The 19,216-nt window shown below is 68.6% G+C and carries 21 protein-coding genes, 2 tRNA genes and 1 pseudogene; 18 read left to right on the top strand and 6 right to left on the bottom strand.

What is annotated here, in order from left to right; translation table 11 throughout:
* Nucleotides 1-51 precede the first annotated feature (51 nt).
* The 9 genes from ACQEVJ_RS04130 to ACQEVJ_RS04170 all read left to right on the top strand — a co-directional run bounded on the left by ACQEVJ_RS04130 (nucleotide 52) and on the right by ACQEVJ_RS04170 (nucleotide 7,531).
* Nucleotides 52-1,896: a GmrSD restriction endonuclease domain-containing protein gene (locus ACQEVJ_RS04130; protein ID WP_433097316.1), complete on the top strand. Its 1,845-nt coding sequence runs from the start codon at nucleotides 52-54 to the stop codon at nucleotides 1,894-1,896.
* The gene (locus ACQEVJ_RS04135) at nucleotides 1,893-2,867 is read left to right on the top strand and encodes a CBS domain-containing protein (protein ID WP_433097318.1); all 975 of its coding nucleotides are present in this window, start codon (nucleotides 1,893-1,895) and stop codon (nucleotides 2,865-2,867) included. Before ACQEVJ_RS04130 ends, ACQEVJ_RS04135 begins: the two co-directional genes overlap by 4 nt.
* A 760-nt stretch (nucleotides 2,868-3,627) precedes the next feature.
* On the top strand, nucleotides 3,628-3,873 hold the full coding sequence (locus ACQEVJ_RS04140) for a hypothetical protein (RefSeq protein ID WP_433097320.1): 246 nt from the start codon (nucleotides 3,628-3,630) through the stop codon (nucleotides 3,871-3,873).
* Nucleotides 3,874-3,989: 116 nt separating this feature from the next.
* Complete coding sequence (locus ACQEVJ_RS04145) at nucleotides 3,990-4,121, top strand: hypothetical protein (protein ID WP_433097322.1); 132 nt, start codon at nucleotides 3,990-3,992, stop codon at nucleotides 4,119-4,121.
* A gap of 175 nt (nucleotides 4,122-4,296) precedes the next feature.
* Nucleotides 4,297-5,403 carry a replication initiator gene (locus ACQEVJ_RS04150; protein WP_433097324.1) on the top strand — a complete coding sequence of 369 codons (1,107 nt, stop codon included), beginning with the start codon at nucleotides 4,297-4,299 and terminating at the stop codon, nucleotides 5,401-5,403.
* The gene (locus ACQEVJ_RS04155) at nucleotides 5,400-5,591 is read left to right on the top strand and encodes a helix-turn-helix transcriptional regulator (protein ID WP_169983532.1); all 192 of its coding nucleotides are present in this window, start codon (nucleotides 5,400-5,402) and stop codon (nucleotides 5,589-5,591) included. Before ACQEVJ_RS04150 ends, ACQEVJ_RS04155 begins: the two co-directional genes overlap by 4 nt.
* Nucleotides 5,588-6,295 carry a hypothetical protein gene (locus ACQEVJ_RS04160; protein WP_433097326.1) on the top strand — a complete coding sequence of 236 codons (708 nt, stop codon included), beginning with the start codon at nucleotides 5,588-5,590 and terminating at the stop codon, nucleotides 6,293-6,295. The genes ACQEVJ_RS04155 and ACQEVJ_RS04160 overlap by 4 nt, the downstream gene beginning before the upstream one ends.
* The gene (locus ACQEVJ_RS04165; protein ID WP_433097328.1) at nucleotides 6,289-6,942 is read left to right on the top strand and encodes a tyrosine-type recombinase/integrase; all 654 of its coding nucleotides are present in this window, start codon (nucleotides 6,289-6,291) and stop codon (nucleotides 6,940-6,942) included. The genes ACQEVJ_RS04160 and ACQEVJ_RS04165 overlap by 7 nt, the downstream gene beginning before the upstream one ends.
* Nucleotides 6,943-7,009: 67 nt before the next feature.
* The gene (locus ACQEVJ_RS04170) at nucleotides 7,010-7,531 is read left to right on the top strand and encodes a hypothetical protein (RefSeq protein WP_433097330.1); all 522 of its coding nucleotides are present in this window, start codon (nucleotides 7,010-7,012) and stop codon (nucleotides 7,529-7,531) included.
* 188 nt (nucleotides 7,532-7,719) lie between these two features.
* Here the strand turns inward: ACQEVJ_RS04170 and ACQEVJ_RS04175 are convergent.
* Nucleotides 7,720-7,792 (bottom strand) — tRNA-Arg (locus ACQEVJ_RS04175).
* An 872-nt stretch (nucleotides 7,793-8,664) separates the two neighbouring features.
* Here ACQEVJ_RS04175 and ACQEVJ_RS04180 point away from each other — a divergent pair.
* Nucleotides 8,665-9,795, top strand: a complete 1,131-nt coding sequence (locus ACQEVJ_RS04180) for a D-alanyl-D-alanine carboxypeptidase family protein (protein WP_433097332.1) — start codon at nucleotides 8,665-8,667, stop codon at nucleotides 9,793-9,795.
* Nucleotides 9,796-9,860: 65 nt separating this feature from the next.
* Here ACQEVJ_RS04180 and ACQEVJ_RS04185 read toward each other — a convergent pair whose 3' ends face one another.
* Nucleotides 9,861-10,496: an SAF domain-containing protein gene (locus tag ACQEVJ_RS04185; RefSeq protein WP_433097334.1), complete on the bottom strand. Its 636-nt coding sequence runs from the start codon at nucleotides 10,494-10,496 to the stop codon at nucleotides 9,861-9,863.
* Between the two features lie 184 nt (nucleotides 10,497-10,680).
* On the bottom strand, nucleotides 10,681-11,487 hold the full coding sequence (locus ACQEVJ_RS04190) for an S-methyl-5'-thioadenosine phosphorylase (RefSeq protein WP_433097336.1): 807 nt from the start codon (nucleotides 11,485-11,487) through the stop codon (nucleotides 10,681-10,683).
* Between the two features lie 72 nt (nucleotides 11,488-11,559).
* Between ACQEVJ_RS04190 and ACQEVJ_RS04195 the strand changes: the two genes are divergently transcribed.
* Nucleotides 11,560-11,730, top strand: a complete 171-nt coding sequence (locus ACQEVJ_RS04195; protein ID WP_433113331.1) for a hypothetical protein — start codon at nucleotides 11,560-11,562, stop codon at nucleotides 11,728-11,730.
* A 62-nt stretch (nucleotides 11,731-11,792) separates the two neighbouring features.
* On the opposite strand, the pseudogene ACQEVJ_RS04200 reads toward ACQEVJ_RS04195, so the two are convergent.
* From ACQEVJ_RS04200 to ACQEVJ_RS04210, 3 genes and pseudogenes are all read right to left on the bottom strand, one after another.
* Nucleotides 11,793-11,990: pseudogene (locus ACQEVJ_RS04200) on the bottom strand (FmdB family zinc ribbon protein); the annotation flags it as partial.
* A gap of 86 nt (nucleotides 11,991-12,076) precedes the next feature.
* The gene (locus ACQEVJ_RS04205; protein WP_433097338.1) at nucleotides 12,077-13,582 is read right to left on the bottom strand and encodes a potassium/proton antiporter; all 1,506 of its coding nucleotides are present in this window, start codon (nucleotides 13,580-13,582) and stop codon (nucleotides 12,077-12,079) included.
* Between the two features lie 33 nt (nucleotides 13,583-13,615).
* Nucleotides 13,616-14,182 (bottom strand): 5-formyltetrahydrofolate cyclo-ligase, encoded by a 567-nt coding sequence (locus tag ACQEVJ_RS04210; RefSeq protein ID WP_433112555.1) that lies wholly within the window; start codon nucleotides 14,180-14,182, stop codon nucleotides 13,616-13,618.
* A gap of 33 nt (nucleotides 14,183-14,215) precedes the next feature.
* Between ACQEVJ_RS04210 and galU the strand changes: the two genes are divergently transcribed.
* From galU to ACQEVJ_RS04245, 7 genes are all read left to right on the top strand, one after another.
* Nucleotides 14,216-15,121: a UTP--glucose-1-phosphate uridylyltransferase GalU gene (gene galU / locus ACQEVJ_RS04215; RefSeq protein WP_433097340.1), complete on the top strand. Its 906-nt coding sequence runs from the start codon at nucleotides 14,216-14,218 to the stop codon at nucleotides 15,119-15,121.
* A 4-nt stretch (nucleotides 15,122-15,125) separates the two neighbouring features.
* Nucleotides 15,126-16,310 carry a molybdotransferase-like divisome protein Glp gene (gene glp, locus ACQEVJ_RS04220; RefSeq protein ID WP_433097342.1) on the top strand — a complete coding sequence of 395 codons (1,185 nt, stop codon included), beginning with the start codon at nucleotides 15,126-15,128 and terminating at the stop codon, nucleotides 16,308-16,310.
* The gene (gene moaC, locus ACQEVJ_RS04225) at nucleotides 16,307-16,783 is read left to right on the top strand and encodes a cyclic pyranopterin monophosphate synthase MoaC (protein WP_433097344.1); all 477 of its coding nucleotides are present in this window, start codon (nucleotides 16,307-16,309) and stop codon (nucleotides 16,781-16,783) included. The genes glp and moaC overlap by 4 nt, the downstream gene beginning before the upstream one ends.
* Before the next feature lie 4 nt (nucleotides 16,784-16,787).
* Entirely contained in the window at nucleotides 16,788-17,264 is a 477-nt protein-coding gene (locus ACQEVJ_RS04230) for a MogA/MoaB family molybdenum cofactor biosynthesis protein (protein WP_433097346.1), read from the top strand.
* 55 nt (nucleotides 17,265-17,319) lie between these two features.
* Nucleotides 17,320-17,961 carry a GNAT family N-acetyltransferase gene (locus ACQEVJ_RS04235; protein WP_433097348.1) on the top strand — a complete coding sequence of 214 codons (642 nt, stop codon included), beginning with the start codon at nucleotides 17,320-17,322 and terminating at the stop codon, nucleotides 17,959-17,961.
* Nucleotides 17,962-18,347: 386 nt separating this feature from the next.
* On the top strand, nucleotides 18,348-19,061 hold the full coding sequence (gene sepX, locus ACQEVJ_RS04240) for a divisome protein SepX/GlpR (protein WP_433097350.1): 714 nt from the start codon (nucleotides 18,348-18,350) through the stop codon (nucleotides 19,059-19,061).
* Between the two features lie 50 nt (nucleotides 19,062-19,111).
* A tRNA-Ala gene (locus ACQEVJ_RS04245) sits at nucleotides 19,112-19,188 on the top strand.
* Nucleotides 19,189-19,216 lie beyond the last annotated feature (28 nt).

The following is a 19,216-nucleotide window of genomic DNA, read 5'->3' on the forward strand; positions in this document are numbered from 1 at the left end:
CCCACGGCTAGAGTTTTTGATCATTGTCGGCGCCTACGCCTGAGGAGCGTCATGCCCTTCCAGAACCCGAGCTACGACCTCGGAGAGTTGCTGAGCATGGTTGCCGACGGCAGGATACAGCTCCCGGACTTCCAGCGCCCCTGGAAGTGGGACGACGAGCGGATCAGGTCCCTGCTCGCCACCGTGACTATGGACTACCCGCTGGGCGTCATGATGACCTTGGAGACCGGCGGTTCGGGCGCTCGGTTCAAGCCTCGGCCGCTTGCCGGGGTGACGCTAGAGGGAGATCCTGAACCGGGGCAGCTGCTGATGGACGGCCAGCAGCGGATGACCTCCCTGTATCAGGCGCTCAAGTCAGGACAGGCCGTCGAGACCTGGGACGGCCGGAAGAACGAGGTGCGATGTTGGTACTACATCCACATCGACACCGCGATCTCTGACGATGGCGATCGCGAAGAAGCCGTGCTATCGGTCCCCGAGGACCGCATCGTTCGCGACAACTTCGGCCGTGGAGTGGTCCTCGATCTCAGCAGTAAGGAAAAGGAGTGCGCTGAGGGTTACTTTCCGCTCCGTCTAGCCTTCGACATCGGAGCCACCCAGAGATGGATGTGGCAGTACGCCGCCAACGATCCCGAGCGGCAGGTGAAGTGGGAGGCCTTCACGAAAACGGTGCTGGACGTTATCGCCAAATATCGGATACCAGTGATCACCCTCACCAAGACCACCCCCAAGGAGGCGGTCTGCACCGTCTTCGAAAAGGTCAACACCGGGGGAGTCACCCTCACCGTCTTCGAACTGCTGACGGCCACCTATGCGGGCGACCGTGAATACTTCCGCCAGAACGGCCACGACTTCCAACTGTTAGAGCACTGGCAGAAGATCCTTGAGGACCTGTCCGAGCACCGGGCTTTCAACGGGCAGGACGAGACGGAGCGACTGGCCAGCAGCGACTTCCTACAGGCCGTTTGCCTGGTGGCCACCCAGAGACGGAACCGGGCACACGCCAGTCGGAATCCTGGCGTGCCGGTTGCGAGCTGCAAGCGTAAGGACATCCTCAATCTTCCCCTTGAGGAGTACCTCACCTGGGCACCCCAAGTCGTCGAGGCGTACCACTGGATCGCCCGCTTCCTGGCCGCGCAGGGCATCTTCAAGTATCGGGACCTTCCGTACCGAACCCAGCTCGTCCCGCTGGCCGCGATCCGTACCCTGCTCGGCGTCGCCACCGATGAGCCAGAAGCTCTGGACAAGATCACCCGCTGGTATTGGTGCGGGGTACTCGGCGAGCAGTACAGCGGCGCTCTGGAAAGCCGGTTTCCTCGTGATCTAGAGCAGGTCATCGCGTGGGTTCGGGGGGGTAGGGAACCCGAGTCCGTCACCGCCGCCACCTTTCGCGCAGCGCGACTGGACAAGCTGCAAAGCCGAAACAGCGCCGCATACAAGGGCGTGTACGCCCTGGTACTCAGGCAGGGTTGCTACGACTGGACGCATAGCAAGGATGTAATCGACGCGACCATCTTCGAGGAGCAGCAGGTCGACGTCGTACGGATCTTCCCAAAGGCCTGGTGCGAGAAGAACGGCATCCCCGCGGACCAGAAGAACAGCATCATCAACAAGACCCCGCTGACCACGCACACGGCTCGGATCATCGGCTCTCGATCGCCGTCCGTCTACATGCGAGCGCTAGAGACGGAGACCGGGCTGCCTGCCAACTGGCTGGACGACGCGGTCAGTACTCACCTGATTGATGCCGCCGATCTGCGGGCTGCCGACTTCAAGAAGTTCTACGCCACGCGGCACAAGGAGCTGATCGCACTCATAGAGGACGCCATGGGTCGGCTTACCATCCCAGCCGAGACAGCGCCCGAGAGCGCAGCCGACTACCAGGAGGTGGAGTGAGCGACGAGCTCAAGCAGTTCCTGGAAGAAGCCGCCGCGGCGCCAGTTAACTTGACTGTCCGGGAACTGTTGGCCAAGTGGAACGTCAAGATCCGCAACTTCAACACCGTGCCTCGGATCGCAGCCGACCTCGTCAACGCTGGCCTGAAATGCGAGCCGTCTTTTGACGAGGTCAGCATGGGCACATTGGTCTGCGTCTCCGCCGTAACTCCATCCAGCGACCAGGAGCAGATCGATGACGCGTCAGAGCTAGCCCTTCCGCATGCCAAGCTCGTCGTCGCGGACATCGCCTCGGCAACCCGCGAAGTGGTGTCGATCCCGCCGGAGGCAACGCTGGAGCAAGCACACACCGTGATGATGGACCACGGTTACTCCCAACTCCCTGTCATCACCGACGCCGGGATCCTCGTTGGCGCCGTCAGCTGGGAACGAATCGGCCACATTCGGGTCGGGTCACCGAACGCCGGCCTGGCAGATGTCATCGATTCGAATCCGAACATCGTCAAGCTTGACGATGACCTGCTCAAGAAGATTCCGATCATCTACGATGCAGGCTTCGTTTTTGTTAGCGACGCTGAGGGTGACATCTGTGGGATCGTCACGACGGCCGACCTCACCGAACAGTTCAGGCTGCTCGCTGAGCCGTTCTTCCTGGTAGGCGAGATCGAAAAGCGGCTGCGCCGCTGTATTGAGAAGAGCTTCGCTGTCGAGGACCTCCGGTGCGTGGGAAAGAACCTCACCTCCGTCAACGGCATGGCCTTCGGGCAGTACGTACGGTTTCTTCGGACTGAAGGCATCTGGTCGCGGCTCGGCTGGCAGATCGACTGCACGCTTTTCACCGGACGCCTTGATGAGATCCGCGAGGTCCGCAACGAGATCATGCATTTCCGACCTAATCCGCTGACTGCCAAGCAGCGCGAGCGCCTGCAACGCTTTACTTCCTGGATGCGTGACCTCGACCCCCAACTCTGACCAATGAAGAAGGGTGATCTACCTACCTGGACATGCCGTTGTTCACGTTGCCATTGCTCGATACGAAGTGGCGGCAGCATGGTTTATAGTGAGCAGTGAGCTGAAGATGACGCATTCACTAGAATCTACCGCGCCGCTCTCTGGAAGATCCCCGATCGTCGTCAGCGCGAGCACTGTCCTAATCGGGCGAGACTGTCCAAAATGTCATACATGGTCTACTTTTCACATCGATCATACCCCAAAAGATCGCAATTTTTAAGAGCTTGGAGAATGGCCACGTCTTTGACGGCTCCACGCTATTTGCTGCACTGGGGCACGTAAATCGTCTTTGATGATTGTCTATTTGCGAGAGCCATAGTCGGTGTGATGAGGCTGTGGGTTCGTGTAAAAGTAGGACGTTCCAAGACGTTGCTGCCCCGCTCAAGTACGTTATGCGATGGTAAGGACTGGCGATGGAGGGCCGAGGCGGCCGATCGCCCCGACGACCATTTATGGCGAGCGCCGGAGTGAGTGATCGTCACAGTCTTAAGTGGTGACTTCTGCCGGTCTTTTGGGCGCGCGGGCGGTGCGTGCCCGGACCGGCCGAAGAGCCGCAGTCGGGCACGCTTGCCGACCGGCGCGCCCGGCGGGCCGCGGAGCGGACCGCCCTTGAATAGCGAGAAGAAAAGTTTCTTCCGGCAGCAGGACGGGTCGTGTCCTGCTTCGGTTGATGCTTAACACTGAGGCCTCGGTTGATGGTTCACGTGATCAACCCTGCGTCATGGCCGCCCGCGAACGCCAGCGGGACAAGAAGACCGGCCGCCAGCGCAACGGGTGGATGTCCTGGCCGACGCTCGTCCTGGCCGGCGGGATCACCCTGTCCCTGGCCGCCAATCTGCACCAAGCCGAACCCACCGTATGGGGCTGGCTGACCGCTGCCACCCCCGCGGGGGCGTTCCTCATCGCCGTTTCGATGCTCGAACGCCGCCCGCCGCCCCTCGTCCCGCCCAGTCCACGCCCGTCCTGACCGTCGACGCCGTCCCGTCCGCACCGTCCCCCGCTCCGGCGCTCGTCCCCGCCGTACAGGACAGGCAGGACGGCGAGCCGGGACCATCCCCGGCGCTGGTCGACTACGCCCGCCGCGTGGCTGATGAGCACCAGGCCAAGCACGGCAAGCCGATCACCCGCGACCTGCTGCGCGCCCGCCTGGGCGTGTCTAACCAACTCGCCTCCGACCTGCTGCGCACCCTGCGCACCGCATCCGAACCCGCCTAGTGAAAGGAGATCACCGCATGAATGACGACCACCGGACCGCGCTCATCGCCGGGCTCCGCGCCCTGGCCGACTTCCTGGACGCCAACCCGGCCGTCCCCGTCCCACGCTCGGTCAACGCCCTGCACTTTGCCCGGCCTGCGCCGAGACCTACCGGGTCGACACCCAGTGTTCGACCTTGCCGCGCAGGTGGATCGGCTCCTACCACCTCATCCGCGCCGGACTCGTCGGCGGCAAGGGCGTCCCCGCTTCGGTGACCGGGCACCCGTGCCTGTTCGTCACCCTCACCGCACCGTCGTTCGGCCCGGTCCACACCCGCAGGCAGCACAACGGGAGCGTCCTGCCCTGCCATCCGCGCCGTGACGCCGAAACCTGCCCGCACGGGCGCGTCCTGTCCTGCACCGCCCGGCACAGAAGCGAGGATGACCGCCTCGGCGAGCCGCTGTGCCCCGACTGCTACGACTACACGGGCTCGGTCCTGTTCAACGCGGTCGCGCCGCTGCTGTGGAAGCGCTTCGCCGACGCTCTACGGCGGCACCTGGCCAAGCTCGGCGGCCTGACTCTCCGCGACATGCGTGACCAGCTCGTTGTCTCCTTCGCCAAGGTGGCTGAGTACCAGCGCCGCGGCGTCGTCCACCTCCACGCCGTGATCCGCCTCGACGGCCCGGCCGGACCCATCTCCCCGCCACCGGCCGTACAGCACGCCGCCTCCGTAGTCACAGCCAAAGTGCCCGCATACAACGACCAACCGGAACAGGTGCTGCGCTGGGGCACGCAACTCGACACCCGCCCGATCACGATGAACGGCGAGCTCACCGACCAGGCCGTAGCCGGATACGTGGCCAAGTACGCAACCAAGGCCGCCGAATGCGTCGGCACCATCGACCGGCGCATCCTCCCCGGCGAGGACCTGACCGCCCTACCCGTCCGCGACCACGCCCGGCGACTCATCGCCGAATGCCTCCGCCTCGGCGCCATCGAGGAACTGGCCGACCTCCGGGTCACCCAGTGGGCGCACATGCTCGGCTTCCGCGGCCACTACTCCACCCGATCCCGCCGCTACTCCACCACCCTCGGCGACATCCGCGCCGACCGCCAAAACCACGCCCGCGACGAAGACATCACCACCGGCCGCCTGCCCCTCCTCGACGAAGACACCGTCCTTGTGATCAGCGAATGGGAGTACGCCGGAAAGGGCTACTCCCCGGGAGACGCACTCGTCGCCGGACTTGCGGGCGTGCCCTTGCCGTCATCGTCGCCACCGGATGGGGGCGATGCCCGATGACCCGGCGCGACGAACTCTTGACGGTGCCCGAGGTCCTCGCCGAGCTGGGCGGCGTCTCCCGCCGGACCTTCTACCGCTGGCGCGAACTCGGTCACGCGCCCAAGTGCATCAAGCTTCCCAACGGCGAACTCCGCGTCTGGCGCAGCGACCTCACGGCCTGGCTGGCCTCACTACAGGAGGCCGCGTGAGCACCAGTTATGACGTGAAGTTCTGGGACATCCGTCGCAACGCCTCCAGCAAGACGCCTTCGTACGTTACGCGGTGGAAGGTCGGCCCCAAGGAGAAGTCCAAGACCTTCCGTACGAAGGCACTCGCCGAGAACTTTGTGTCCGATCTGCGGCAGGCGGCCAAGCGGGGCGAGGCTTTCGACCTGAGTACGGGGCTTCCCGAGTCGATGGCCAAGCCAGCCGATACCGGGCCGACATTCTTCGACTTCGCCCGGTCGTACATGGCGGCCCGCTGGGTCCACTCGGCGGCCCGGACTCGCGAGACGATGACGTACGCCCTGCTGTCTCTCGTCCCCGCTCTCGTCAAGGATCTGACGGGCAGGCCGGAGGACGAGGACCTCCGCGCGGTGTTGCGGGAGTACGCCTTCCTGCCGGACAAGCGGCATGGAGAGCTGCGGCCGGAACACAAGGCGGCGCTCGCCTGGCTGGAAGCGGCGTCCTTGCCCTTCGTCGACCTGATGGAACCGGCCGTGATCCGCTCGGCCCTCGACGCTATCGCCCTCCGCTTCGACGGCGAGCCGGCGGCGGCCAATACCGTACGGCGCAAGCGGGCCGTGCTCCATCACATGATGGAATCCGCGGTGGAGCTCAAGAAGCTGCCCGCAAACCCGCTGCACGCAGTGAAGTGGAAGCCGCCGGAGCCGTCGACCCGCGAACGGTGGTGAACCCGGCTCAGGCGCGGGCGTTGCTCGACGCGGTGACCCAGGTGGGCCGTACGCGCGGCCCTCGGATGATGGCCATGTTCGCCTGCGTGTACTACGCCGCCCTCCGCCCCGAGGAGGCTTCGGGGCTGTGCCGACAGAACTGCGACCTCCCCGCCGAGGGGTGGGGCCTGATCACCCTCGAGAAGGCGCGGCCACAAGCGAACAAGCGGTGGACGAACTCGGGGGAGACCCACGACGAACGCGGCCTCAAACACCGGGCCAAGGACGACACCCGCGAAGTTCCGATCCCCCCGGTTCTCGTCGCGATCCTCCGCGAGCACATCGAGACGTACGGCACAGCAAAGGACGGCAGGCTCTTCCGGACGAGCAAGGGCCGGCCGTTCTCCTCGTCGGCGTACTCCGCCGTCTGGCAGGAGGCCCGGCGGCTGGCCTTCGCCGTCGAACAGGTGGTGTCCCCGCTGGCGGCTCGCCCGTACGACCTCCGGCATGCGGCGGTCTCCTTGTGGCTGAATGCGGGCGTCCCACCGACCGAGGTAGCCCAGCGTGCCGGACACGGCGTTGACGTGCTCCTACGCGTCTATGCGAAGTGCATCGAGGGGCAACGCGCTCGCGCCAACGGGCAGATCACTAAAGCCCTGGAGCTGTAAGGCTCCGCCGTGCCGGTGTCGAGACAAGCGGTCGGGTCGTGGACCCGGCCGCTCTTACCGTTGAGAGGTGTCGGAAACCCTCGCCTACCGAGATCAGACCTTCATCAACTTTCGTGACTTCCGCTTCGACTCTCCAACTGGGCATGCGTTCCGATGGGTCGACGTCAAGCGGTTCGATCTGCCTCGCTCTGATCTCGGCGACGACTGGCTGTTGACGGCGTTGATCGGCCATGTGGCCTTTCGAGACGACTACGCGGGGGGAGGCGTAGAGGCCGAAGGACTACGGCATGGGCCCTACTGGCTGCGGCACATAACCCCAGCCCGCTATGGCCAGATCGATCAGGAGCACGCGAACGAACTCCTTCACGGCTGGACCGAACAGTTCGGGGCGCTTCCCCCTGCCTTGGCCGCTCGCCTGGAACGAGAGGTTTACCCATGGGTCGCGGCGGCGACGAGCCGATATCAGCTCGAGGACCTCGGCCACGAAGCCTTCCATGACTGGGGCGGAGTCCACACCGACTTCCACGAACTGGTCCTCATCGACCGCACGGCCGGCGTCCTCTTGCTGCTTGTGGCCGCTGATGACTGATGTCAGACCTGACCGGAGAACGGCACCACCATCTGCGTTGACCTGGCCGAACGGCCCAAAGATCATCCCGTGCATATTCCGTGAACGGTGATTCAGGGCTGCTCTCGGTGGCCTACGGCTGCATGCGGTAGGAAGCCATGCCGAGAGAGAAGCCCCAGGTCAGGCAGCAAATGACAAGGTCAACTAGGTGCCCCCGGCAGGATTCGAACCTGCGGCACCCGCTTTAGGAGAGCGGTGCTCTATCCCCTGAGCTACGGAGGCGTGATGTGCACCAGTAAGCCTAGCGAAAGGTTGGGCCCGCTCGCGCCTCCACCGGGGGTGTCGTTTCGAGGTCGCGGGTCATCGGCGGGCTGACCTGCGGTAAAGGCATGGCAAGTGGTCGTACGCCGGCTGGGGGAGGGTGGTTACGGTCGCTGACCGTGACCGTAACGCGACGTGGATCCGCGCGTGGGCTGCGATCGGTGGTGCTTGTCGCGGCGCTGCTCGCGCCGGCGATCCTGGCCTCGGGCATGCTCATGGCCGACTTCATCGGCTACGGGAAACGGGCGCGGAGCGACTTCTCAAGCACTGCGGCCGTACGTGCGGAACCGGCTGGGACGGCGGACGAGAAAGGCGCCGAGACCGCGGGAGACCGGGCCCTCGCCGGGACGCCCGGGACACCCGGTACGCGGCCGACTGTGCCGCCGAATCTCGCAGAGGGGCAGGGGGCCCGGAGGATCGCCGTGGTTCCGATGGCGAGGACGCTGCGCAAGCCCCTGTTGGACCCGACCCCGGTGCCCGAGCCATCCGGTCCCGCGCGTCTCTACGAGGGCCCTGTACGGATCCCTCCGATCGTCCAGCCCGTCCGTGAGGTCGTCCACGGGGACCCGCCAAAGGTGAGCCGGCCGGTAGAGAAGCCGGAACCTCGCAAGGAGACGACCTTCTCGTGCGCACCCGAGTGGCGGGACACATGGCTGTGGGAGCTCTGCCGGGAACGTGAGGGCCAACCCGAAGGCGGGCGATGAGCTGGAAACGCGCAAATGCGACGTGACCGGTCGATAGCGCTTATGCGAACCGGGGCTCGGGCACACAGGGCGCTGTAGTAACGTGCGTCCCTGACCCAGGTCACGAGTTCGCAAACGGGGGAGTCGATCGTGTCATCTCCTCGATCAGCCAGGCTGATCGCGGTCGTCACGGCGATGACTTCGCTGGCCGTTTCCGCGCCGTACGGCACGGGTGCGGCAGCCCAGGCCGACACCACGACCGCGAACGCTCGTACGGAGGCCGCCGGAGAAAGCTCCCGGGCCGGCGAGCTCGACAAGGACCCCACCACGCTGACCGAGCTGCGGCGGGAGGCCCAGAAGGCGTACAAGTCCATCGAGGACGCGAACAGGGCCCTGATGGCGCGCCAGAAGAAGTTCGGCGCCGTGGAGAAGGAACTGGCGACCAAGCTGCAGAGTCTCCAGCAGGCCTCGGCGGAGCTCAACAAACTGCGCAAGCCGCTGTCCGACCTCGCCTCGTCCTTGTACCAGGACCCCTCGCTCGACGGCATCAGCCCGTTCTTCAGGGCGGGAAACGGCACGGACACGCTCCGGAGGATCGCCGACCTCGACCACATTGTCGCCGGGCGGAACAACGTGCTCGGCGACGCGGTGAAGCTGCTGGAGCGGCAGCAGCAGCTCGCGCAGGAGGCGCAGGAGCTCCGGGCGGCCAGCCTCCTGCAGGAGGCGCAGCTGAGCGCGCAGGTCACCGCTCTACGCAAACGCTCCACCACGCTGGTCCGGTCGCTGACCAAAGCGCTGATCAAGCTCGGCGTGAAGATCGGCGACGGGACGCAGGGGGCGGGCGGCTGCGACCCGACCAGGATCGGTCAGGCGGAGCAGTACCCGAACGGCCTGCTGCCCAAGAGCATCCTGTGCCCCCTGCCGCAGGCCGGAGAGGAACTGCGGGCGGACGCGGCGATCGCCTTCGCCGATCTCAACATCGCCTACAAGAAGCGCTTCGGCACCTCGATGTGCATCTCCGACAGCTATCGCAACCTGAGTGAGCAGCAGTCCATCTACTACCGGCGGCCCGGTTTCGCGGCCACTCCGGGCAAGAGCAACCACGGTCTGGGGCTCGCCGTCGACCTGTGCGGCGGGGTGCAGAGCTTCCGTTCAGTTCAGTTCAACTGGCTGGAGGCCAACAGCAAGCGGTACGGCTGGATCCACCCCGACTGGTCGTATCACAGCCCCTTCGAGCCCTGGCATTGGGAGTACGACCCCGAGCTCGGCTCACGGCTCTGACGGGTACGCGCCGGCTGAACCAGAGCACCGTCTGGTCAGCGGTCTTCGCCGCCGCACATGGCCGATCAGTGGGGGTGGATGGTCACCGAGAGCCTGCCCTGTGCCTCGGCCTGGGCGAGCTGGGCGGCCTGCCCGGGGGTCGTGGCCAGCACGAGCAGCGCGCCGCCGTCCGTACGGCCCGGCGGCCGGGCGACCACCCGCACCTCCTGGGCGACGGTCCGGGCCTGGAAAGGGCCGTCCTCGAAGGCCGCCAGGACGTCGATCACGTCCCCCGGCGACAGCAGGCGGGCGGCGTCGGCATCGGCGATCCTGACCGGCGTCGCGACCATCCCCGGCTCAGCGGCCGAAGCCCCCGGCCCACCCCCGGCCGACTGCCCGGCCAGGGCCTGGCGGAACAGGCCCTGGCCGAGCAGCCGTGCGTCGGTGAGGAGTTCCCCTCGGCGTAACGGACCGGCGAGTACGCGGCCCGAGACCGGGGCGCCCGGCGCGTACGCCCCGGCGGGCACCGTGTCGGGCGGGAGCCGTACGACCACCACGTCGGAGGCGGCCAGCCGGCCTCCGGGGAGGTCGCGGGCGGCGGCGAGGACCTCCACCCCGTCAGGAGTGCGGACGGCCAGCAGCACGCAGGCCACCGCCAGGCCGGCGAGGACGGCGGCGATCGGACGGCGACGGCGTGCCGACAGCCGCCTCAGCGCACGCATGACCACCTCGGCACGAACCGCGGCCTTCGCCTCATGGCGGATACCGGTGGCGTCGTGGAGGCTCGACGTCGACGGCCCCCTCGCGTCGCCCGTCCGGGCGATGTCCGAGCGGCGGCGTCACGCCGCCGGTTCCGCGGTCCGAGAGGGTCCTGCGGCCCATGGTCGGTCATGGCACGCATCGGCGTCAGGGGAGCTCGATCGGCAGCTTGATCCCGTCGAGGGCGTTGCCGCAGGGGCAGGGGCGCTCCTCCGGAAGGGTCTCGACGACCTGCGCGACCAGAGTGCGCATCCGCTCCACGTTGGCGGCGAAGAAGGCCAGGACCTCTTCGTGGGTGACCCCCTCACCGGCCTCCACGCCGGCGTCGTGATCGGTCACGAGGGCGAGCGTGGTGTAGCAGAGGGCGAGTTCGCGGGCGAGCACGGCCTCAGGGTGCCCGGTCATGCCGATGATCGACCAGCCCGCACCCGCGAACCACTTCGACTCGGCCCGGGTGGAGAAGCGGGGCCCCTGGACCACGACCAGAGTGCCACCGTCGACCGTGTCCCAGCCCGTCTCGCGCGCCGTGGCCACGGCGGCCGCCCGGCCGGAGGGACAGTAGGGGTCGGAGAACGACACGTGAACGGCCCCGCCCGCGTCGTAGTAGGTCTGCTCGCGGCCCTGCGTGCGGTCCACGAGCTGGTCGGGGATCACGAGGGCGCCCGGGCCGATCTCCGGGCGCAGGGACCCGACCGCGCTGGGCGCGAGCACCTGGCGGACGCCGAGGGACCGCAGAGCCCACATGTTCGCCCGATAGGGGATGCGGTGCGGAGGAAAGGTGTGGCCGCGGCCGTGCCGGGGGACGAACGCGACGGTCCGCTCGCCGATGCGGCCCACGGTGATCGAGTCACTCGGCGGGCCGTACGGCGTCGGCACGTCGATCTCTTCGGCGTCCTCAAGCAGCGAGTAGAACCCCGAACCGCCGATGACCCCGATGTCTGCGCGATTGACCATGGGCCGACACTAGCGAACGGCGACGCACACCCGCCGCGCCCTGCCGGCCCCTGTGGATAACCTCAGGCGGCGGTGGAGCCGGACGACGACGTGCTCGACGACGTGCTCGACGAGGAGGTGCTCGACGAGCTCGTGGAGGCGGCGGGCTCCTTCTTGCCGGAGTCGCCGGACGACTTCGAGGACGACGCCGTCGTGCTGGACGTGGTCGTCGACGAGCTCGACGAGCGGCTGTCGGTCCGGTAGAAGCCGGAGCCCTTGAACACGATGCCAACGGCGGAGAAGACCTTGCGCAGCTTGCCCTGGCAAACCGGGCACTCCGTGAGCGGGTCGTCAGAGAACTTTTGGACGGCCTCCAGCTGCTCACCGCAAGCGGTACAGGCGTACTGGTAGGTAGGCACTCGCTCCTCCTGAGACTGGCACTCGACCGGGTCGATTGCTAATGGTAAGCAGTCAACAAGCCCAAACGCCACTCCAGCCCGGTTTATTGCCCCGCGCCGTCCCATTCGCTCACACCGCGATCCGCGCGCGAAACACCAGGGCAAGACCGTGATCCGCCCGCAGAAACACCCGCGAACCCCGGCGACGGCGGTCAGCCGCCGCGTTCGCCGTACCAGCCGGCGAGCTTGCCGCGGCGGCTGACGGCGCGCAGGCGGCGTTCGACCGTCTCCCGCTGGGCGGCCGTGGTGACCACGAGAAGCTGGTCGCCCGCCAGCAGCCGGGTCGTCTGCGTGGGCACGAACGACTGCCCCTTCCGGACGACGAGCGTGATCGAGGTGTTCGCGGGCAGCCGGAGCTCGAAGATCTCCACGCCGTGCATGAGCGAGCCGGACGGAATGCGGACCTGCAGCAGGTCGGCGTTCAGCTCCTCCAGCGGCGCGGCCTCCACGTCGAGGTCGCGGGCCTCGCCCTCCGCCGCCAGGCCGAGCAGCCTGGCGAGGTAGGGCAGCGTGGGCCCCTGCAGGAACGTGAACACGATGACGATGATGAACACGTCGTTGAACAGGCTCTTCGCCCCGGGCAGGCCGGCGGCCCAGGGGATCGCGGCCAGCACGACGGGCACCGCGCCACGCAGCCCTGCCCACGACAGGAACACCTGCTCGCGCCACGACAGCGAACCGAGGCGCAGGAGCCGCACCAGCACCCCGGACACCAGCACGGACGCCGGGCGGGCGAGCAGGACGAGCAGCAGGCCCGACACCAGGGCCGGGACGAAAACGACGGGCAGTTCGCGTGGGTCGGCCAGCATGCCGAGCATGACGAACAGCCCGATCTGGGCGAGCCAGGCGGCGCCCTCGGCGAAGCCGCGCGTGGCGGCGCGGTGGGGGAGACGGGCGTTGCCCAGGATCAGCGTCGCCAGGTACACCGCGAGGAACCCGCTGCCGTGCAGCAGCGTGGCCCCGCTGTAGGTGACGAGCGCCAGCGCCAGGACCGCGATCGGGTAGAGGCCGGAGGCGGGCAGTGCGACCCGGCGCAGCGCGTACACCCCCGCCGGGCCCACGGCGAGGCCGACGGCGGCGCCGATGACCAGTTCGACGGTGGTGTCCAGCAGGACGTGCGGCAGCGAGAGGGTCAGCGACGGGCCCGTGCTCAGCATCATCACGAGGATGACGGTCGGGGCGTCGTTGAAGCCCGACTCGGCCTCCAGGATCCCGGCGAGCCGGGGCGGCAGCGGCAGCCGTCTCAGCACGGAGAACACGGCCGCCGCGTCGGTCGACGCCAGGAACGCGCCGAGTAGCAACGCCATCCGCCACTCCATGCCGAGGAGGGCGGCGACGGTCACCGCGAGCACGACGACGCTGACCGCGATCCCGACCGTGGCGAGCACAAGCGCGGCCGGCACGGCGTTGCGTACGTGGTTCCAGTTGGTGGTGAGACCGCCTTCGGCCAGGATCATGGCGAGCGCGACCAGGCCGAGTTGCTGGGCCATCTGGGCGTTGTCGAAGTTGATGCCCCCGATGCCGCCCTCGCCGAGCAGCAGGCCGAGGCCGAGGAAGATGAGCAGCGTGGGAAGGCCGGTGCGGTGCGCGATCCGTACGGACGCGATGGCCGCGATGACGACGACGGCGGACAGGAGCAGCCAGACGTTCAGACCCACCCGCTCCTTTCGCCGTCTCTTAGGCCAATCTTGTCATATCTGTACCAATCGGGCGATTCCGCTTGGGAGGGCGGCGAAGCGTACGCGCTGGTCGTGGGGCTCCGCGGGAACTCCCTCCATCAGCTCGCCCTCGTGCAGGAGCGCCACCGTTGGCACGTTCGGCCCGACGCGGGCGAGCGCCCGGTCGTAGAATCCGCCGCCGCGGCCGAGCCGTACGCCGGTGACCCGGTCCACGGCCAGGGCCGGCGCGATGACCAGCGCGGCGGTGCGGATCGCGTCGACGCCGCGCCGGACGTCCACCGGCTCCATGACCCCGTTCGGGCCGGGCGCCAGCGAGTCGGGGCCGTCGTACACCGCCCAGTCGAGGTCGCCGTCCGGGCGCTGCACCGGCAGGATCACTGTGGCGCCGTGCTTCCACAGGGCCAGGATCAGCCCCTGTGTGGACGGCTCGGTGCCCGTGGACCAGTAGCAGGCCACCAGCCCCGCCATCTGCACCCACGGCTGGTCGAGGAGTAACTCCCTGATGGCCGCCGACGACTCGCGCAGCGTCCTGGGATCGAGTTCCGACCGGCCGCGCAGAATACGCCGACGCAGGTTCATCTTGTCCAAAGACTGCTCCGTTAGTGTCTACTCATGGCTGACTTCGATCCCGTGACCAAAGCCGTCGTGCCCGCCGCGGGTCTCGGCACCCGCTTCCTTCCCGCGACGAAGGCGACCCCCAAGGAGATGCTGCCCATCGTCGACAAGCCGGCCATCCAATATGTGGTGGAGGAGGCCGTCTCCGCCGGGCTGCTCGACGTCCTCATGGTGACCGGCCGCAACAAGCGCTCGATCGAGGACCACTTCGACGTAGCGTACGAGCTGGAGGACGCTCTTCGCGCCAAGGGCGACGAGGAGCGGCTCAACCAGGTGAAGGAGCCTGTCGACCTCGCCACCATGCACTACGTGCGGCAGGGTGAGCCCAAGGGCCTCGGCCACGCCGTCCTGTGCGCCAAGCAGCACGTCGGCCACGAGCCGTTCGCCTGCCTGCTCGGCGACGACCTCATCGACCCCCGCGACGCGCTGCTCAAGCGCATGATCGAGGTGCGCGCGACCTACGGCGGCAGCGTCGTCGCGCTGATGGAGGTGCCGCGCGAGCATGTCTCCCTGTACGGCGCCGCCGCCATCGAGGCCACCGGCGAGGACGACGTCGTCCGCGTCACCGACCTCGTGGAGAAGCCCCCGGCCGACGAGGCGCCCTCCAACTGGGCCATCATCGGCCGGTATGTGATCGACCCCGCCGTGTTCGGCGTGCTGGAGCGCACCCCGCCCGGGCGCGGCGGCGAGATCCAGCTCACCGACGCCTTGCGCACGCTGGCCTCGATGAGCCCGGGCGAGGGCGGTCCGGTGCACGGCGTGCTGTTCCGCGGCCGTCGTTACGACACCGGCAACAAGCTGGAGTATCTGCAGACCGTGGTGCAGTTCGCCGCGAACCGGGACGATCTCGCCCCCGAGTTCCTGCCCTGGCTGCGGGAGTTCCTGAACAAGTCCGGACAGTGAGCCGATGAAGCCCGTCGACCGCCATCTCGCCGACATCCTCGCGACGGTGCGCCCGCTCGCACCGCTCGAGGTCGAGATCGAGGCCGCCCTCGGCGCCGTGCTGGCCGAGGACGTCGCCTCGCCCGTCCCGCTGCCGCCGTTCGACAACTCGGCGATGGACGGCTACGCCGTACGGGCCGAGGACGTGGCCGCCGCGCCCGTCACGCTGCCCGTGATCGGGGACGTGGCGGCGGGGGACGGCGGGCTGAACGCCCTCGGCCCCGGACTGGTCACCCGCATCATGACCGGGGCGCCGATGCCCACCGGCGCCGGCGCCGTCGTCCCGGTGGAGTGGACCGACGGCGGCACCGCCCGCGTGCGGATCGACAGGCCGGCGCCGCTCGGCAACGCGATCCGGCGGGCGGGCGAGGACGTGCGGGCGGGCGACGTGGTGCTCCGCGAGGGAGCCAGGATCGGGGCCGCCCAGATCGGCATCCTCGCCGGGGTCGGCCGGCGCCGGGTGCTGGTGCGGCCCCGGCCGAGGGTGGTCGTGCTGTCCACGGGTGCCGAGCTCGCCGAGCCCGGCACCCCGCTGGGCGCGGGCCGCATCTGGGAGTCCAACAGCTTCATGCTCGCTGCGGCCGTACGCGAAGCGGGGGCGGAGGGGTTCCGGGCCGGTTCTGTGACCGACGACCCCAAGGAGTTCATGGACACGCTGGACGCCCAGCTCCTGCGGGCCGACGCCGTGATCACCAGCGGCGGCGTCTCGATGGGGGCGTACGAGCCGGTCAAGGAGGCCCTGTCCCCGCTGGGCACGGTGACGTTCGAAAAGGTCGCCATGCAGCCGGGCATGCCGCAGGGCTTCGGCGTCGTGGGGCCCGACCGCGTGCCGATCTTCACGCTGCCGGGCAACCCGGTCTCGTCGTTCGTGTCGTTCGTGCTCTTCGTCAAGCCGGCCCTGCGGGTGATGCAGGGCCTCCCGGCCGGGCCGCCCGCGGCCGTACGCGCGACCGCGACCGCGCCGCTGCGCTCTCCCGCGGGGAGGCGGTCGTATCTGCGGGCCGTGCTGACCGGGGAGACCGTGGCGCCGGTGACCCGGCAGGGCTCGCACCAGCTCGCGGCGCTGGCCGGGGCGAACGCGCTGATCGTGGTGCCGGAGGACGTGACCTCGCTGCCCGAGGGCGCCGAGGTGGAGGTGATCCCGCTATGAAGCTGACTCACGTGGACGAGACCGGCGCCGCCCGGATGGTGGACGTCTCCGAGAAGGACGTCAGCGCGCGCACCTCAATTGCGACCGGGCGCGTGCTGCTGTCGCCGGAGGCGGTGGCGGTGCTGCGCGCGGGAGACGTGCCCAAGGGCGACGCGCTCGGCGTGGCGCGGATCGCCGGGATCATGGGCGCCAAGCGCACCCCCGACCTCGTGCCGCTGTGCCACCCGATCGCCCTGACCGGCGTCAAGGTCGACCTGGCCGTCGTGGACGAGGGGGTGGAGATCACCGCCCGGGTCCGTACGGCCGACAGGACCGGTGTCGAGATGGAGGCGCTCACGGCCGTCACCGTCGCGGCGCTCGCGCTGGTGGACATGGTCAAGGCGGTGGACCCGGCGGCCGTGATCAGCGACGTGCGGGTGGAGGAGAAGACGGGCGGCAAGACGGGCCACTGGACCCGTTCCGGACAGGAGTAAGAGCGTGCGGGCTTTGGTGGTGACGGTCTCCAACCGGGCGTCGGCGGGCGTCTACGAGGACCGCTCCGGGCCGCTGCTGGCCTCCCTCCTGAAGGAGGCGGGCTGCGACGAGGTGGACGGTCCCCGCGTGGTCCCCGACGGGGACGCCGTCGAGGCCGCACTGCGCGAGGGCGTCGCCGCGGGCTACGACGTGATCGTCACCACGGGCGGGACCGGCGTGACACCCCTCGACCTCACCCCGGAGATGACCCGCCGGGTGCTGGACCGGGAGATCCCCGGCATCGCCGAGGCCGTGCGCCAGGTCAACCGGGAGAAGGTGCCGACGTCGATCCTGTCCCGCGGTCTCGCCGGGCAGGCCGGCAGGACGCTGGTGGTCAATCTGCCCGGGTCCTCCGGCGGCGTACGGGACGGCATGGCCGTGCTGACCCCGATCCTGGCCCACGTCGTCGACCAGATCCACGGCGGCGACCATACGCGCTGAGGATGGGGCGCGTCCCGCGTGGCGCGTTGACCGTGTTCCGGTGGATGATTGACGAATGGATCGACTTCGCGGCTGGCCGGCGTCCATGGCCGAGGGGCCCGTCGGGCTGCGGCCGCTGCGCCTGCGTGACGTGCGGGACTGGCGCGAGACCCGCCTGCGCAACGCCGAATGGCTCCGCCCCTGGGAGCCGAGCAACCCCGAGACCCCGCTGTTCCGCACCGGCCTCGGGCCGTACGTCTCGATGGTCGGCACGCTGCGTCGCGAGGCCCGTCAGGGGATGGCCATGCCCTGGGTCGTCACGTACGACGGACGGTTCGCGGGGCAGCTCACCGTGGGGGCGATCGTGTGGGGGTCGGCCCGCTCCGCGCAGGTGGGCTACTGGGTCGACGGCGCGCTGGCCGGGCGGGGCATCATCCCGACCGCGCTCGCCATGGCCGTCGACCACTGCTTCTTCACGACCGGTTTACACCGCCTGGAGGCCAACATCCGGCCGGAGAACCACGCCAGCCGCAGGGTCGTGGAGAAACTCGGGTTCCGCGAGGAGGGCATCCGCCGGCGTCAACTCCACATCGACGGCGCTTGGCGCGACCACATCTGCTACGCGCTGACCGTCGAGGACGTGCCGCGCGGACTGCTCGTCCAGTGGCGCCGCACCATGAACTCGGCCGCCCGCCGCAGCGAGTCCAGCCCCGGTTAGGGGCCCGCGCCCGGATGGCTGCAATCGAAGGACAAGCCGATCACTAACGGGCGCTGTGATGCTCCTTGGCGGTAACCGAAACCGCGCCACGGGAGGCATCCACATGAGGAAGCGTGCTCCGTCCATCGCACCCCGACCGCCGCTGGCCCGCCGGTAGCACGTCTTCGGGCGAGCGACCGGCGTGGCCTCTGGGGATCGCGCGCTCGCACGGGATCGAATTACATGAAGAGCTTTGACGATCTCGCGACACACCGGACTGAATGCTCGTCATTCAGTGACACACAGTCCTACGGTGCGTGACGTGAACACCTCTCCGCCGACACAGGGCCACGGACGTGTTCACCATGCCCTCTGGCCTGTCCGTACGGTGGTCCGGAGGTGGGCGCATGGGTAGCGCCCTGCTCTACCTCGCCATCGTCGTCATGTGGCTCAGCGTCCTGCTGCCCATGTGGCTGCGCCGGGACCGGCACACCGACGACGACCTGTTCGAGGAGCAGGTGGAGGCGTCCACGCTGTCCGAGCCGCCCGCCGCCGACGACTCATCGGAGGGCGACGCCTCCGCCGATGCTTCCGACAGCTCCGACGGCACCGGTGACGCGGACGGGGGCGACGCCGACACGGTCGTCACACCGCCGGCGGCGTCCGCGGACTCCGCCGCGTCTTCCGTTGCGGCGCCGGGCGCCGAGGCCGTCACCCCGGACCAGATCGCGGCGGAGCGCCACACGCGGGCCCGCCGTGTCGCCGCCCACCGCCGCGCCCGGATCCTCGCCCGGCGCCGGCGGCGGCTCCTGTGGAGCATCCTGCTCGTGCTGGCCTCCGTGGTCACCGCGGCCGTCCGCGTGATGCCCTGGTGGGCCGTCGCGCCCTCGGGCGTGCTCCTCGTCGGCTATCTCGCCGTGCTGCGTGTGGCCGTACGCGCGGACAGGGAGCAGCGGGAGAGGGCCGCCCGGGCGCGGGCCGAGCACCTGCGCCGCCAGCGGGAACGCCGCCGTGCCCTGGCCGCCGCGGCCCGCGAGGCGGAGATCATCAAGTTCGAGGCGCGCAAGCGCGTCCAGGTCTTCGACCAGTACGCCGACGGGCGCCGCGCGGCCGGAGACTGACTCGGTGGCGCGAACACCCCGCGGAGTTTGCTAATCTAGTCGAGGTCGTTGGGGCTATAGCGCAGTCCGGTAGCGCACTTCGTTCGCATCGAAGGGGTCTGGGGTTCAAATCCCCATAGCTCCACCACGACGAAGGCCCGCCAGGTGATCCACCT

Source organism: Microbispora sp. CA-102843, assembly GCF_050936215.1.
GTDB lineage: Bacteria > Actinomycetota > Actinomycetes > Streptosporangiales > Streptosporangiaceae > Microbispora.